General features: G+C 43.4%; 8 protein-coding genes. All 8 read right to left on the reverse strand.

Annotated elements, in window-relative coordinates; all coding sequences use genetic code 11:
• Positions 1-47: 47 nt before the first annotated feature.
• The 8 genes from HH214_RS04815 to HH214_RS04850 are packed head-to-tail and all read right to left on the reverse strand — an operon-like array spanning position 48 to position 17,262.
• Positions 48-1,934 (reverse strand): rhamnogalacturonan lyase, encoded by a 1,887-nt coding sequence (locus HH214_RS04815; protein WP_169606261.1) that lies wholly within the window; start codon positions 1,932-1,934, stop codon positions 48-50.
• Between the two features lie 12 nt (positions 1,935-1,946).
• Entirely contained in the window at positions 1,947-3,725 is a 1,779-nt protein-coding gene (locus tag HH214_RS04820; RefSeq protein ID WP_169606262.1) for a RagB/SusD family nutrient uptake outer membrane protein, read from the reverse strand.
• Between the two features lie 25 nt (positions 3,726-3,750).
• Positions 3,751-6,945, reverse strand: a complete 3,195-nt coding sequence (locus HH214_RS04825) for a SusC/RagA family TonB-linked outer membrane protein (RefSeq protein ID WP_169606263.1) — start codon at positions 6,943-6,945, stop codon at positions 3,751-3,753.
• Positions 6,946-6,962: 17 nt separating this feature from the next.
• Positions 6,963-8,411, reverse strand: a complete 1,449-nt coding sequence (locus tag HH214_RS04830; protein ID WP_169606264.1) for a fasciclin domain-containing protein — start codon at positions 8,409-8,411, stop codon at positions 6,963-6,965.
• 38 nt (positions 8,412-8,449) lie between these two features.
• Positions 8,450-10,150, reverse strand: coding sequence for a fasciclin domain-containing protein (locus HH214_RS04835; protein ID WP_169606265.1), 1,701 nt, complete (start codon positions 10,148-10,150; stop codon positions 8,450-8,452).
• Positions 10,151-10,173: 23 nt separating this feature from the next.
• The gene (locus HH214_RS04840; RefSeq protein ID WP_169606266.1) at positions 10,174-11,697 is read right to left on the reverse strand and encodes a RagB/SusD family nutrient uptake outer membrane protein; all 1,524 of its coding nucleotides are present in this window, start codon (positions 11,695-11,697) and stop codon (positions 10,174-10,176) included.
• Positions 11,698-11,713: 16 nt separating this feature from the next.
• The gene (locus tag HH214_RS04845) at positions 11,714-15,016 is read right to left on the reverse strand and encodes a SusC/RagA family TonB-linked outer membrane protein (protein WP_169606267.1); all 3,303 of its coding nucleotides are present in this window, start codon (positions 15,014-15,016) and stop codon (positions 11,714-11,716) included.
• Positions 15,017-15,033: 17 nt separating this feature from the next.
• Positions 15,034-17,262 (reverse strand): fasciclin domain-containing protein, encoded by a 2,229-nt coding sequence (locus tag HH214_RS04850; protein ID WP_169606268.1) that lies wholly within the window; start codon positions 17,260-17,262, stop codon positions 15,034-15,036.
• Positions 17,263-17,582 lie beyond the last annotated feature (320 nt).

A 17,582-nucleotide genomic window follows, 5' to 3' on the forward strand; every position in this document is an offset into this window, starting at 1 on the left:
GTAATGTACGCAGACAAGCGCTTGTTTATTCAACTTTTATTTTGTTGTTATTTTTTCTTAACCAAGGTGATGTTAGGTTTGGCAGGCTTTTTCATGCCATCGCCCAAAAAGAAACTGGTGTAAGGCGGCTGGTTGTAGCCAACATTTTGCCAGGCAATACTTACCCGGTATTGCGGATCGTGCATGAGGGTACGAAAGCGATAGGTGGTGGGTATAGTAGTGGTGTAAATATGCAAAGCCTGATTGTCCTGAGTTCTGAGTACTACTTCTTCGCGCCAGTCGCCAAATAAATCGGCACTTAAAGCTGGGGTAGATTTACTGCCATTGTTGGCTAAACAGCCTGTGGCGGTTAAAAGCGGGTTCATTACACTGGTGGTATAATCCCATTTGTAAACTTTATTGCCATCCAGCAATTCACGCAACAAATCACCATCCCACCATACGGCAAAGTTCACCGACCGTGGTGATATGCCTATTTTTTCACCTTTACAGGTTTTTAATCCTTCTGTACCACCCCAGTTTTCAACGCCTGCATATCGTGGGTCGATATCAGCCGAAAGACCGCGGCCTACATCCATATCCATATCGCCTTTCCACAAAATCTCACCGGTTTTAGCATCAAAAAACGCAGTACCTATACCCTTAGCACCATCCTCCAGTTCATGTACGCCAAACACTTCCAAACCAGGGCGCGATGGATCCAGATCACTTACATGCACGGCATCACCATGCCTTAAGCCGGTAGTGTATAAACCTTTGCCATTATCATCCACACACATAGAGCCGTAAACAATTTCGTCTTTGCCATCGCCATCCACATCAGCCACCGTCAGGTTATGGTTCCCCATACCTGAGTAAGGATTATCCATATCGTGCGTATCAAACACCCACCTTGAAGTTAATTTATGGTTTTGCCAATCCCAGGCGGCTAAAACAGTACGACCGTAATAGCCCCGGCACATCACCACGCTGGGGTGTATGCCATCCAGATAAGCGATGCAAGCCAAAAATCGGTCAACACGATTGCCGTAACTATCATTACCGCCGTTACCCCCCTTGCCACCCCATTTGCTGATATCGCCCCGGGCTGGGATATAATCGGTAGTAGCCAATGCAGCACCTGTACGGCCATCAAATATGGTAAAGTATTCAGGCCCCTCTAAAATTCGCCCTTGGTTATTGGCATAACGCTTGGTGGAATCACCTATCACTTTGCCCCGGCCATCTATAGTTCCGTCGGCTGTTTTACAGGCAATTTCAGCAATACCATCACCATCCAGATCATATACCATAAACTGCGTATAGTGTGCGCCTTCGCGAATGTTGTGCCCCAAATTAATCTGCCACAAAAAAGTACCATCCAGCTTGTAAGCCTGTAAAATAGACGGATCGGTTAACCCCGATTGTGAATTATCTCTACCCCTGCCAGTTTGATGAATTACAATCTCGTACTCACCATCACCATCCAGGTCACCTACTGAAGCATCATTAGGTGTGTAGCCTTGCGGTGTGCGCAAAGGCACGCTGAGGTAAGGCTGCGCTGTAGCATTGGCCTTCAACATGCAAGGCTTACCAGCGGCTTCTTCATGCCCGTTCACCACAGCCTTTACAAACCAAGTGTTGCTTTGGGTGCTATCCACACCGGCTTCCGTAAAGTTGGTACCACCGGTAAGTGGTTGCGGATTTAATTTTATCGCTTGCCGGTTGCCGGTTTGGTGATATAGGTTGTAAGCTATATTATCAAGCTCAGTTCCCAGCATACGCCAGCTTAAAAACACCTTGCCTTGTCCCTCGTTAACGGCAATTAAACCGCGATCCAGATTTTCCATCTGTTTTTGGGCGGAGCTAACCAAACAGCTGCTTACCAGCGTTGTGGTTACTACAGCTGCTGCCAAATACTTTTTTAAGTTTAAAACCGGTATTGTGTAAAGCATTTCAACGTTCAATTAAAAGTTTAGTGGCAAATACCAGTTGGCCGGATTCATCAACTTTGCCCGTACAGTACCCGCAGCCGGATTGCCGTCTTTTAAAAGTTTCTGATATACCTTTTCGGCCAGAAAAGAAGGGTCGTTGCGACGGCGGGCTATGCGGAGCAGGTCGGGCCAGCGGTTACCTTCATAAGCCAGTTCTAATCCAGCTTCATCAATAATGGCATTTTCCATTCCTATCATATCAGTTTGCAGCGTAGCCGGTAACGGTTGCAGATAGGCCCGGGTACGGGTACCCACCTGCTGATACCATGGCGCCCGGTACGACGGTGCATTTCCAAAGCGTGCGTCAAAATCATACGGTGCCGGAAGCATGGTTTGCATAATGTTCGTTACATCAGTTGGTACTGTTCCGGCAGGTGTATAAGTGGCCTGGATGCCGGTATTCACAAAAGCATAAGCCAGTTTCGAATAGTTATCACGATTAGCAGCTTCGGCAAAACGCAGGTTTAAGGTAGCAGCCCGGTATAAAAACCAGCGCCCGTTTTTTTCCAGCACTTTGGTAGGCACAAAGCTTAAAGGATCCAGATAGGTGTACAAGTATTTCATAATTACCGGCTGGCCGTTTATACTCCTGACAGTGAATTTGCCACGCTGATCGTAAGGAAAACCATTAAGCTGCGTTTGCGCATTCCAGTTATCCAATGCCAGTTGTGATGGTTTTACCAGATAACGGCCGCCTTGGTTGGAAAACAAATCAATAAAAGGATCTTGGGGAACAAAATTCTTATCAAAATACAGAGTCCATATCCATTCGTAACCAAATATAGCATCCTGCGAGCGGGCAAACATAGCCCGCCAACCTTGCGAATTATTATCTACTAGTGCATTAATATCTTGCTCACGGTAACGTAAATAACCCACACTATTATCATTGTTGGTTACTACATCCGAAAACGGTATTTTAAAAATAGAATAATACCCTACACTGCCCGATGTTGCATTACGGGTACCGGTTTCCAGCACATTGCGGTAATTGGTAGCCGCCTGCGTGTAATTACCTTTCCACAGGTATAAATCGCCCAGCAAGCAACGCTTATTGATAAAAAAGTAGCTGGTATTATAACCATCAACGGTAGTTACCAATGAAGTATTGGTAGCACCAGTTACGGCGGTAGTACTGGTATAAGGGTCCAGATAAGGCAAGCCAGCAGTAAAGGTGATTAACTTATCCAGCAACTGATCAAAAGTAATACGCGGAAACTTGCTTTGGTCTTTTAAATCATCAACACTGGTTAAGGCATCGGTAACATAAGGTACTGTACCATAATGAATGCCCAGCTGCAAATACAACCATGAACGGATAGCCCCTACATCAGCGTAGCGTTGCGCATAATCATTGGTCGTCATTTTCTTATCCGCCAACATGATGTCGAAATTTTTCAGCGCATCATTACAGTTGATGATGACGTTGTAAAACGGACGAGGATCAGCCCAGGGGTTATCGGCCGATACGGTGTGGGTATTTATTTCCTGCAAGTACCGGTCGGCATTGGTAGTTACATCCATTAAATCGGCACGTAGTTCATTTAAAACCACGTATTGTTCGGCAATATTTAACAGCTTGCCGTAGATACCAATTACAGCAGCATTGGCATCGTAAACGTTGCGGTAGTGGTTAGTGACATCTACCTGATCTTCAGGCTTTACATCAAGCGCCTTTTTGCAGGAAAAAGTGAACAAGCCCAAACTTAACAGGCCTATTTTCAAGTATAGTTTTGGTATATATTTTTTCATTACGTTGTGTCTAGTGGTCAAAACATTATATCCCCAGGCGTGCGCCTAACTGTACCGTTCTGATTTGAGGCTCGAAACCGGCATCAATACCTTGCATTAGCGGACTATCGCCAGCACTGAATTCTGGATCATAGCCTAGGTATTTGGTAAAGGTGAGCAGGTTGTTGCCGGTGGCATATATTTTAATGTATTTGAAAGTTTTAGCTTTAACCGGCACGTTATACATCAAAGAAACTGTTCTGAGACGGATGTATGAACCGTTTTCAATCCACCGGTCGGAGAAACGGGAGTTCCCTGCTGGGTCGCCGTAAACGGCTTTAGGCATGTTGGTTACCTGCCCATCGGCACGCCAGCGGTTCAGTACGGCCAACGTTTGGTTTTGTGTACCATTTTCTGATTCCAGTATGCGACGGGTATAATTATAGATTTGGTTGCCGCTCACAAAGGTTACTAAAGCACTTAGGGTAAAACGTTTATAAGTTACATCGGTAGATAAGCCTCCGGTAAGTTTTGGGTTTGGATTACCAATTACCTGCATATCCTGACTGTCAATTACCTTGTCGCCATTCATGTCCACAAAGCGCATATCACCACCTTTCAGCGCAATTAAGCTGCCGGTAGAAGTACGCACCGAAAGCCCTGCACCCGCAGCTTCCGCATCCGACTGGTACACACCGTTGGTTTTATAACCATAAAATACGTTGGCTGGCATGCCCACTTGGGTAAGTATGTTAGCACCTGCGTAAGTAGTTTGCATGCTGGTACCCGGAAACTTAGTGACTTTATTACGGTAAGTAGCCAGGTTAACACCTAAATCCCACTTGAAGCTATTTTTGTTAATTAATCGTCCATTCACGCTCAGTTCAACACCAGTATTCTGCATGTTACCATTGTTATATACCGCATAAGTGAAGCCGGTAGCCGCCGCTGTAGGGTCATACGTAATCATTTTAGAAGTAGTGTTCCTGAATACATCGGCTGTAATGGTTAACCGTTCCTTTAAAAGAGAAGCATCTAAACCAATATCCAGTTTCCGGTTTACCTCCCATTGCAAACTGGAGTTGCCGATATTACCTCTTACCAAGCCTTGTAACCCTAACAGGTTTTGTGACACATAAAACTGCCGTGCGGCATAATTGCCAATATCATCATTACCGGTTAAGCCATAGCTGGCGCGCAGTTTAAGCAGCTCAATAAACCTGACGTTCGACATAAATTTTTCAGATGAAATCAGCCAGCCTGCCGCAACCGAAGGCAACACCGCCATTTTCACCCCATCAATAGTAAGTGCGTTAGCTACGGTAGAGCCAAACCGGGAGGAGGCATCAACCGCCATACTGTAGTTAAGGAAGTATTTGCCCAATAACTGGTAATCAGCACTCAGATAATTATTGAACCAGCGGTACTTACCAATATCGCCTCCGGCTGCCCGCAAAGATGGAGCTCCGGTACCTACGGTTACCAACTGATCGATGGCTGAATTATACCCCAGCGCATACAGTTCATTACTGCTGGTTTGATTAAAGCGGCTGCCCACACTGGCTGTTAAATGATGAATGCGACTGAACACCCGATCGTAAGTTACACGGGTATCATTATACAAAGTGTACAACCGTTGTACCCGGCTGCCTAAGCGACTATCGGCAATGGCATTGTTTAATGTATCATTTACAATACCAGCGCGGGGTATAAAGGTATTTTCACGAATCTTGTCGGATGTTACACCAATCAGTGTTTGGGCTACCAGATATTTGTTAATCTGATACCGGAAGTTGATGTTACCAAAAAAGCGATAGTTTTTGCTTAGTGCCTGTACATTATCATTAATAGCAATAGGATTGCTCACCCCAAAAATATCCGAATCACTAATGTTCGGCGATTCAATTCCCTGATTGTTCACCTCGTTAGCCCTGAGCAGCGGCGATTTAATAAGTCCTACATATAAAGGGTTAGTTTTCGGGTATACGCCTTGATCGCGCAGGTTTTGCTCGTTATAACTGAATGATAAATTGGTGTTCACGGTAAAATGCCGGCTAATGTTCAAATCGGCGTTAAACCGTGTAGTGTAGCGGCTCAAATCGGTAGCCTGGCTAATACCTTTGTTATTACCATACCCTACTGATAACACGTACTTGGCTATGTTATCACCACCAGCTACACGCAAGTTATAGTTCTGGTTATAACCGTTTTTAAATACTTGTTTTTGCCAGTTAGTATTATTGTGATAGGTGTAATAATCAGGATTGCTCAGGTTATCGTTCATGTAAGGCTGAGCAGCAATTTGAGTAGGCGACATACCACTGGTATTCAGCACTTCAGATAGATACGTGCGGTAATCGCTTGCCTGCATCACAGGGTAAAACATAGTATGCGGCACATAATTATAGCTGCTGTATATCCCCAAATCAATTTTAGTGGCTAAGTCTTGGCTGTGGCCGGTGGTAATTACTATTACACCGTTAGCGGCTTTAGTACCATATACCGAAGCAGCATCTTTGATTACAGTGATGTTATCTACATCGTGTATATCAATATCCCCTAACGGATTGGTGATATGCCCGCCAATAAGCGAACGACCGTAGTGTGTTACATCATAGATCATCCCATCTACCACCACCAAAGGCATGTTGGTACCATATAAAGAATTATAGCCACGCAAAAATAAATTAGCGCCAATGTTAGGTGTACCCGACCGGCGTATAGCGTTCAAACCGGCCACTTTACCTTGTAAATAGGTATCGGGTATTTCGGCTGCGGTTTCCCATGCACCCTGGGTGTTAATGGTAGAAACAGAATTAACTAACTGGTTGATGGGGGTTGTTTTCAGCGGCAAAGTAGCAACATCGTAAACCGAGTTATAAGTATCTTCATACAACCAAATATCGGGTAACGTTTCCTGCCCTTTTACAGGTACCTCCTTTTGTTGATACCCCTGCCCTGATACCATCAGCACTGCGTTGTAATCGGGCACGCCGATGGTAAATCGTCCGCGTTCATCACTGATGGCAGCCGTGTACTCAAATATATTAATATTGATACCTGATACAGGTTTACCGGTTGCTGCATCTCTGATGATACCTGATACTTTAGGACCTCTGGCTTTCTGCAAAGAATCGGCCTTGTACCGGGCCACGCTATCTGGTACCTGCGCCTTTACCGTGCTACCTATCAGCAGGCCAAAAAGCAGTAAAAGAAAAGTCTTATTGGTAAAAATTAGCATAATGAAGGTTTAAGTTGTTATAATACCGGTACCAGTTTAATATAATCAAGTATCAGACTGTTGGTACCCGAAGCGGTAGCATTCGCCCCAATCAAATACATGGGTATAGTACCAAATTTGCTCAGGGTATAGTTACCCAGCAAAACATCATCATAAACCAGCGGGTTCACGTTGGTATAGGGAAAGGTTGCTGCCGTTACAGTATTAAAGGCCAACTGCTGTGAAATAGCTGTAGTCTGCACATCGTTTATAGCTCGCCAATACACCTTATACTGGCATGAGTACAAGTTTTTAGGCAGATAAGCAGCATAAAACTGTGCTGGTAAAGTCCCGTTGGCACCACCGCCAAAAATGTATATATCATTAAACGTTACCCCTTTGTTATCTTTTTTAATGCGATAGAATATATCACCGGCCTTATCGGTACGTGAAAAGTAGCTTGGGTTTTCGCCCTGAATGTAAATGGGTGTAATTTTATCCTGTACCCGGAAAGGCACATTATTCATAACATATACAATGCCGTTGCTGGCATTATAAGTTTGTACAATATTGCTTTTATTAACCGGCACTTTTACATTATTTACCGAGAGTACGGTATCAGTAAGCTGTGCTGTAGTTAATGCGTTATTAAACGTTAAATCTTTCAGTACGTTAAATGATGACAGGTTGTAAGTACTATCGGCTGTACTGGTGGCAAAATACTTAGTTACTTTGCTGCGTTCTGTATCATAAGCATTATCAGTTAATACAATGTAGGTGTACAGCTTATCCTCATTACTTAAATCGGCTACATTGTCAAAATAATGGTTTTTGCTAATTACACCTGTGCCGGGTTTAAGCACCGGCTTACCGGTAACAGGATCAACACCGGTTATGGTAGCTTGGCTGGTATCTACAACGGTATAATTTTGCGATTGCAGGTAAGCTTTTTGTTTTAAACCTATCGAAGTAAGCCCATTAATGAACTCCCAGATGCTTTGTTTGGGTATTAGCCCCTTATCAATAATGTGCAGCACTCCATTCCGCACATATTGGTTGGCTTTCACAATATTGGCATCCTCCACCTTTGAGGCAGTAAAGGTTACGTTTTTACCAATCAAAGTATGAATGCGCAATGATGGCTGCGGCGCATTGGTTAAGTAAATTTGGGTGGTGATGTGGTTGGCCACAAACTGGCGCAGCTTGGCTGTATCGGTCAGCAGAGATTGGTCAACCGCTTGCATAGCTTGGTTGTTGGGTGCCCAAACAGTAAAGGTTTTAGTTGAATTTAACAGCTTATCGTATCCTGTTTTGGTTAAATATCCGGCAAATACACTCAAATCAGTGTGAGCTTGTATTTGCTCCATTAGCGATACATTAAGTTGCGGGTCGGTTACCGTGTCGCGCTTGTCCCACTGCTTTTTACATGCGGTAAACGCTACAGACAGTACGGTAATCAGTATGGTATATTTAAATAGTTTGCTCATTGATGTATTAATCAGATGTTGTACAGGTAGAATAATATTTATGGAGTAATGGTACCATCACGACCGAAGGTGGGCTTTTCCTGATCCATATCAATTGGCCGGAATTCTACCATATCAATGGTAACAGCGCCTTTGGTATTGCCGATGGCTACAAATTTGATATGGTGCCTGTCGGTAGAGGTTACATCAATTACACCGGCCAACCTGCCCACCATTTTGTTATTGGTTGGAGCGGTTCCGTTAACCTGCGCGGTAGCATAACGCTTATATCCTTTTGATTCCAGCACCGGACCCGAATCGGTTGTGCTAGGCAAGTTATCCGGGAAGTTGACGATGTTAGGCAAAGGCTGTCCATCAAACTGCACCTGAATATTACTACCACCCGCGCTGGACCTAAAATCTACCCAAACCTTGTACCGACCTTTAATAAGTGTAGGCGTTTTAAAGTCAATGTAGTTCATGGTAGTGGCGGCGGTTCGTAAGCTGTTAAAAGTTAACAGGTCATCCCAATAATAAAAATTGGCATCAGTGCTAGCTACAGCTGTATAGGTAATTACATCGGCATTCCAGGTTACATCGGCCAGTTGCCCTGCGGTAAACTGTACGCTTTTACCTGCTTTTCTGAATACTGAAGTCAGTTTGCGTATTTCAGGCTGATCGCCTAGATCAAAATAAACCGGCGATGGCTTACGTACCTTAATGCGGAAATTGCTCTTTACCGAATGTAGTACCCCGTTAGTCGCCGAGTTATCGCTCATTGCTCTATCTAATGCTACGCCCGGCTCAAGCACGCCATTAAAAGTATCATTATTTAGCAGAATGGTAGTACCCGATAGCTGATCGGTAATTACCTCTTGTGGCGCCAATGTAATGTGTGATTGTGCACTGATGATGTCGGCTAGGTAATTCAGTTCCGGCAAAATCCGGTAAGCCACAAACAGGTACAAACTATCACTTGGGTTTTTAGGATTGCCGGTGGTCGAATATTTTTTCACCAGATCATTATAGCTACCTATACCTGCCGCATTAAACACGGAATCGGTTTGGGCAATAAGCGTTACGTATTTACGATTGATATTGGTGTTGGCCGAAGCATCTACATTAAGCGTATCATAAAAGCCAGTGCTTTTTAAGGCTTGCGTAAAAATGGCGTACTTAGGATTTTGCTCCACCATTTTAGCCAGGGTTAAGGAAGCCGGCAACAGTACATTATCAATGGCGTGTATAATGCCATTACCTACCCTGATGTTGGATTGTACAATGTTGGCTTGCTTATTAACCGTTGTGCTAGCCACGCCATTAACAAACGTAGCTCCTGTAATCAAATACTGCCCATACATGGTAGCGGTGCGCAGTTTACCGTCGGTAAACATCTGGGTACTGATGGTATCCTGTATCAGCGCTATTTTCACCATGTTTTTGGCGGTATTCACATCAATGTCAGCTACTGATGATTTTCCGGCTGCTTTCAGGTATGCTTTAACCCCGTCATTGGTAGGGGCAAAGCAGGTGTAAGTTCCGTAAGCATTCAGAAAGCCACTGTAGCCCGCCTTATCCAGTATTTGCTGAAACATGGAAAACTGGTCGGGGTACTTATCAAAGTACGAGAACATGTTTACATCGCTGGTTGTGGAGGTTACAAAATGCTCGCGCTTACAGCTGTAAAAACAGGTTACTGCAACGGCTGCCATCACTATAATGGCCGACAAGCAGAATTTTGAAATAAACTTTTTCATCATAACAAGTATTTTATGATTGTTATTTATTTATAGAATGGATTCTGAACCAAGTTAGGGTCAGTAGTTAGTTCGTATTGATAAATAGGCAGGTAATGGCTCCTGGCATCTTTAAACTTATTGATAGCGGCCTGCTGGTTATCGGCAGGTACACTGCGGGCAGCCATGTTCAGCAATAAATCCAGCCGTGCATAATTATTACGTTTGGCATTGCGCAAAACATCAAACCAGCGTTTACCTTCAAAAGCAAACTCCCGTGCCCGCTCGGCCAGAATATAATCGGTTAAGCCACCTACATCCGTAGGATCCACATTCATGGAGGTGCCTGAAATGCTACTGTTCACGGCCGAGTTATCTAAAGCATGAGCTCTTCTCCGGATCTGACTGATAATATCAAGCGTAGTTTGGCCTTTGCCGGAGTTGGCACAAGCTTCGGCCTTCATCAATAGAACATCGGCATACCGGTACACCATCCAGTGCGCGTATGATATATCTTGCGTGCGCAATGTAGTAGCAGTAAGGCCCACATATTTCCATATCGTTAAATCGGCAATATGTACGGCTACGTCAACACCTCTGATGTCGCGGTTGTTGTCGTCGCTTAAATCCACCCCATAAAAATCTTCTATAATGTTCGGTTCTGCCAGGTAGCGGCGCTTGGTAGTTAGGAACATGTTGTAAAAAGGGTTCAGCACTTGGGAATCGTACTGCAACTCAAAAATGCCTTCGTTAGAGTTACCGTTTACAAACAAGTTCACAAACCAGCCGGCATCACCCGTAATTAAACCATATCGCCCTGAATTAATAACTTTATCACAAGCAGTAATGCAGTTCTCGTACTGATCCATCCACAAGTACACATCGGCCTGTAAGGTATTGATGGTAAACTTGGTGATACGCCCACGGTCAGTAATGCTGTTGCCGTAAGTAGGTAAAGCGTAACCTTCGGCCGTATTCAAATCGGTAACAACTTGCTTAAGTACATCCTGCTGTGATGTTTTGGCAAGCTGCACCAAATCATTATCAGATGAAGTGGATTTCAGCTTTAGCGGAACATCGCCAAAAGTGCGCACCAAATAAAAGTACATCAGGCTACGAATAGCCAATGCTTCCGATAAATAGGCGTTTAATTGTGCTTGAGTTAAGGTATTATCAACCTTTAATACGCCCGGTGCGTAATCAAGCACGGTGTTACAATAATTGATGATTCGGTAAAATACCCGCCAGTTGGTAATACCATTACTCGCCAAAACATTATCACTGATGATATTCAGCTCATCATTGGAGGTTCCACCCTGATAAGGCGCAATCATGTCGGCACGTAGCTCACCCCACATGAATAAGTATTCGGGCAAAGCCCTATCCCCTTGTGCTGAAAGCATTGAAGAATAAATACCAATCACTGCCGATTGTATCTGCTCTTTTGATTGCCAGAAATCCTGCCGGGTAAGTCCATCCTGAGGCTTTAAATCCAGGTATTTGTTGCAGGAGCAGAATGATAGAGCCAGTACGGTTATCAGTATCGTTTTAAAAAGTTTATGTATTTGCATAGTTACTCCTCCGTGATTAAAGTGTTGCCGTTAAACCCAAAGTGAATATTTTGGCAGGTGGGGTTGTTGAGTTATCCTGCACCAATGAGAATATGCCGTTACCTCTGGAAGCTACTTCCGGGTCCTGCCCAGTGTACTTAGTGAAAGTGTACAAGTTTTCGGCAGTTACATAAGCGCTTATGTTTTTCAACCCTAATTGGCGGGCTACCCTTTGGGCCAGCGTATAGCGCAGGGTAATGGAACGCACCCGCAAAAATGAACCGTCTTCCACATAGCGGTCTGATCCCAACCAGTTATAACCACTGTTGTATAAAGCTCGCGGCATATCGGTTACATCGCCTATGTTTTGCCACCTGCGTAAAACAGCCGTACTTTGGTTATTGAAACTGTACATGTTGGTTGTTTGCATTTTAGTTTGATTGATAATTTGTCCGCCCAATCGGTAGTTAAAGAAAGCTGTTAACTTCAGGTTGCCATTGTAAGTAAAGGTTGGACCAAAACCACCGGTAACTTTAGGGTTACCATTACCTAAGTACACTACGTCTTTAGCATCAATATTACCATCGTGGTTAATGTCTTCATACTGAGCATCGCCAGGCTGGAAAATGTAATTGGTTGATGGATAATTGAAACGCATCTGCACCGGCGTACCATCCGGGCTGATAATTGGATTGCCATTTTTGTCTTTAGCAATAGTGGCTGCTGCATCTTTATATACACCTTTATATTTGTAACCGTAAAAAGAGCCCAACGGGTTGCCCACTTGTAACAAGCTTAGGTAATTACCATTAAGGGTTGTGTTGCCGCTTGAGTTAGGATAATAGGGCGAAATAGAACGCAACACATTGTAGTTGTGCGCAATGTTAAAGTTGAAATCAATAACCAGCTTCTTGGATTTGTACGGCGTGGTGAAAATGCTGAACTCAAAGCCTTGGTTATCCATAGTGCCCACGTTAAGGCTTACGGAGTTATAACCATTAAACGATGATATCTGTAAGTTATCTGTAAACAAGTTTTTGGTACGGTTTCGGTAAAATTCCATATCAATGTTCACCCGGTTTTTGAACATAATCAGGTTAAAACCCAGGTTGGTACCTACTATAGTTTCCCAACGCAGGTTATCCAGCTGGATGTTTGCCGGATACACACCCGACAGTCCCATGTAGTTATAAGCATAGTTAGTATAGGTATTGTAAAACAGGTAATCGTACTTCGGTGCGTTGCCGCTTTGCCCGTAACTGGCCCTGAAACTTAAATCATCCAGCCAGTTATCAAATCTTTTCATGAAAGGCTCGCCTGAAAACCGGTACCGGGCTGATACAGAAGGGAAAAGACCATACCGGTGGTTGGCGCCAAAACGTGAGTTACCGTCACCACGTAAACCTACATTAAGAATGTAACGGTCCAAAAAGCTATATTGACCGTTAATCAATGCTGCAACCGAACGGGTTTCGGTAGTACCGGAAGCTATACCCAAATCACTGTTTTGAATACGTGAAGGAGTTGAAGGGTCTTGCAACGTAGTAGATGCCGTATTAGCCGTTTGTACCGATTGGGTTACAATCTTATTATCATACGTTTGAAGTGATAATAAACCCTGGAAAGTATGTTTTTCATTCAGTCTTGGGGTATAAATAAAGTTGGTTTTCGATTGTACATTAAAAACATCGTAATCATAGTTATAAGCCCGGTTCACTGACGTTTCCGTAATAGGCCGACCTGTAGCAGTTTGCGGCAGAAACTGGTTGTTTTTACTGTTATCCACATCAAACTGCACATCCGATGTAGCGGTTAGTATATTCGGAATAATGCTATAGCTTAAATTAAAGTGCGGGGTAACCCGGTCATCTACCGTTTTGTTGATAGCCGAATTGGCCATAGCTACCGGGTTGTAGATAGATACACCGCTTGAACCAAGCCCGTAATAAGTATACTGCCCCTGAATGTTGGATGCTGGCGAGAAATAATTAGGGGTTAAAACACCATTTTCATTGTATTCGTAAATACTCATGTTGGGCATTTTTAAATAAGCCTCGCCCAAGATGTTATCTGATTTGGAGCTGGCAAAGTTGGCCTGTGTGGAACTATGCGTATAAGCCAGGTAGGTAGTAAAGTGTATGCGGCTGGACACAATATAATCCAGGTTCACGCGGGTATTCAGCCTATCCAAGCCTGTACCGATGATGGTTCCTCTCTGCCCGGTATAACCTACTGAGGCAAAATACCTGGCTTTTTCGCCACCACCCGAAATAGATAAGTTATTATCGTTTACATAACCGTTGCGGGTAACTGCTTTTACCCAATCGGTATTTTTACTGTAATTGTAGTAATAATAACTATCCTGCGGATCATACTCAAACTCTTTAACGGTAAAGGTATTTAAAGGCGCACCGGTCACATTCATTACCTCCTGCGGAATAAGTGTAGAGTATTGATCGCCGCTGAGCATAGGTAGTGCGCTGGGCAATTTAGAAATAGAGCCTTTAAAGGTATAAGTGATGGTTGGCGGCCCCTGTACTCCTCTTTTGGTGTTGATTACCAATACTCCGTTAGCAGCTCTTGAGCCCCAAACAGCAGTTGCGGCTGCATCTTTCAATACGGTAATGTCCCGAATGTCTGAAGGTGCAATACTGAGCAGGTTGGCATATTGAGTATCATCAGCCGTAGCAAAGTTGAAATCGCTCGGAATGGTGGTTTCGAACGGAATGCCATCTACCACAATTAAGGGGTTAGTATTACCATTAATGGTTGATGTACCGCGTATGCGGATAGACATACCCGCACCCGGATCGCCGGAGTTGGCTACGATATCCACACCCGGCATACGCCCTTGTATAGCCTGGTCAATAGTAGTGGCCTGTAGTTCTTCAACGTCTTTCCCGCTCACGGTTACAGAAGCTGTAGTACGGTTACGTTCGTCAACGTTCAGGCCAGTACCATTATTTACCCTGCGGCCGCCGCTTATATTTACTTCGGTCAGTGTTCTGGAACTTGATTCCAGGTTCACGTTGAATATCCGGCGTTCGCCTATATCCAGAACCTTAGTATTGTAGCCAATAAACGAGAAAGATAACTTATGCGTAGTACTGGATACTTTAATGGCAAAGTTTCCGTTAATATCTGTAGCAGCACCTGCAACGGTACGTTTATCATTATCCTGTTCTACTACCGTTGCGCCTATAACGGGTTGCTTATCTTTCTGGTCAATCACCCGCCCTTTTATCAAAATTTTATCGGGGGCTTGTGCATACACAGGTGCAGGCTGAAATAGTTGAAGAAATAAAAACAAACACAATAAAGTGGTAAAAATTTGTTTCATATAATCAGCTCAAAGGTTTAGTAGGCGTATTGTAAATAGGTATCAATTTGGTGCAGCAGTGTTCGGGTAGCTAAATAGTTGCTGTTGGCTGGTACCAGATTAGCAGTCCGACCTTTATTATCCCCTATCTGCATGCTGTTGAGCTGACTGGCAATTACCAGGTTTACCTTATCTCCTACCGAGTTTTTCAGCAATGTGGCAAACTGACCATTTTTCTTGCCATCAGGTGCTACGGTATTACCATCCAGAATATGAAACAGGATAAACCTGGATACCATGTCTTTATCAGTTGAAGATGATGGATTGTAATTAGGTGTTACTATTGAACCCGATACCGTACCTGGCAGCCAGCCGTTTTTCACCGCATCCAGAATAGCCTGGTGGGTAGGAATAAATATGGTGTAAAACACGCCCGGCTGTATGGCTGTAATTTCGCCAGTGGTGGCGCTGTAAACAGTTGAGTTAATCAGGTATTGATAAAAATCATAGTACGGGTCGGATGATTTGGCCGCGTTCTTCTGGATTTGAGAAGCTACTGTATTTACCGGGTATTGAAGTACATTATTATTCAGGTAATATACCTTACCATTATTAGCCGTTTTTGAGCCAGTTACACCAATCACCTGGTTATTTTCCACATTGCCGCCGGCATAAACTGTGTTACCTTTCCATCTGATGTACTCGCCACCATAAGTTTCAGCAATGCCCGAGCCCGACAAATCATTCAATTCACCGCTAGGGGTAAGTACAATATGCAGGTTTAAAATTCTTAAAAGCTGATCGCGTGCGGTGTTACCTACTGTAGTAACTCCGTTGGAGGTATAAGTAAACGCGCTGTTAGCCGTACTATAATCATATCCCAAACTGCGTAGTACAGCATCAGGCATCATGAAAACCGTAAATTTCAGGTTAGGGCTGCTTACGGTATAGCGCAGGTTTAAATCGAGCGCACGGGTCATTAATGAATAGTTCGGATCTAGGTAAGCCTTACCGTACACGCTGCTGAATACATTAGCCTGCTGTACAATATTGGTTCCATAAAATACACCATTGCTGCAAAACTTTTTATCAACCACATTACCGGTTGCACTGAAACGGGCAGGCTCACCCTGAATGTTGTTAGTAGTGCTGAATTTACTGGGCCATACAGTAGTTTGCCACATGTGTGCATTCAGTAAATCGGCTATAATTTGGGTAGGAAGCTTATCAACCGTTTTGTAGTTTTCCAGAATTACATCATTCAGGTACTTGTTAAAAACATCGTTGCTAGGCACAAACAAAGAATATCCGTCCGACTGACCATCGTTATCCATCACCTTTAGGAAATTTTCATTGTTTGGCGAAAAGCCCAGTAAATTTGAATACTGCTTTACATACACCGTAGCTCCCGAACCTGTCAAAACCGTATTGCGGTGCGTAGCATCGGCATTGGCCTGGTACGTAATCATGAACTGATCGTACAATTTTTTAAATGCGCTGTATTGCGGGTTGGATGCCAGATACTGTTCCAGGCTAGGTAGTGGTAAAACCACCCGGTTTATTTCATGAATAGTCCCGTTTTCGGCAGTGATGTCTTTGTTTACTACACTGGCATCTACTACATTGAAGCCGGAGTAAGTGGCATTCGGGAAAAAATAATTATAATCTGCCGCCGAAAGACCTTTGGTAGTTATATAAGAATCGAAAAAGTATGGGATATACTTATTGTTATTATCACCAAAAATGTAACTTACATTGGCTGTATTTCCTGTTAAATAAGGGTTTCTGTTGGAAGAAATAATACTCATTTGCTGCCCGTTTGCCGCATCCTGATATACCCCATCATAATAAGCCGTACGGCGTTTAAAGGCATTGTTAATTACCCAGCCGGTATTGGCCTGATAGTCGGCAATGTGATCGGTTTTAAACGAATTGTAAACCAAACAGTAGGTCACAATTTTACGTGCGGTAACCGAATCCATACGGTCAATAGAAGTATTATTTTCGGTAAAATACTTTTTAAAGGCCTCATCATTGGGCGCGAAGAACGTCCAGTAGCCGGCTGCGTTCAGGGTAGCTTTGTAACCCGATTTATCAATACAAGCCAAAAGGTTACTAAAGTTTCCTTTTGATTGTAAAACCTGATAAATAGGAGGCGCTAAATTTTCAGGACGACCATAAAAATCATCGTAAGCTTTTTTGCGGCAACTTGAAAAAGTTAGGGCAATAGAACACACGATGAATAAATTTGTCAAAAATTTATTCATAAGAAAATATTATATTTTTAAGCCAATACGGGTTTGATCTTGCAGTTGCGTGCGATTACATCAGCACACTACAGGGCACAAAAAGCGTAGAATTAAAACATATAATACGGGGTACAACAAGGCAGTTCTTGCCCATTAAGACTAAGTAAAATTTTTTCATAAAGGTTACTAATAATTGGTTTTATCAGGAGTAAAAAGGAGTATACTCTCTGATATAGTTTTAAAGGTAGATGCAATGATATAATTAACTGTCATGCACTATCCTGACCCTAAAACAGATGCACAATAGATGAGGAAACTACCGGTTTTTAGGTAATTTC

It is taken from the genome of Mucilaginibacter robiniae, from assembly GCF_012849215.1.
In the GTDB taxonomy this organism is placed as follows: domain Bacteria; phylum Bacteroidota; class Bacteroidia; order Sphingobacteriales; family Sphingobacteriaceae; genus Mucilaginibacter; species Mucilaginibacter robiniae.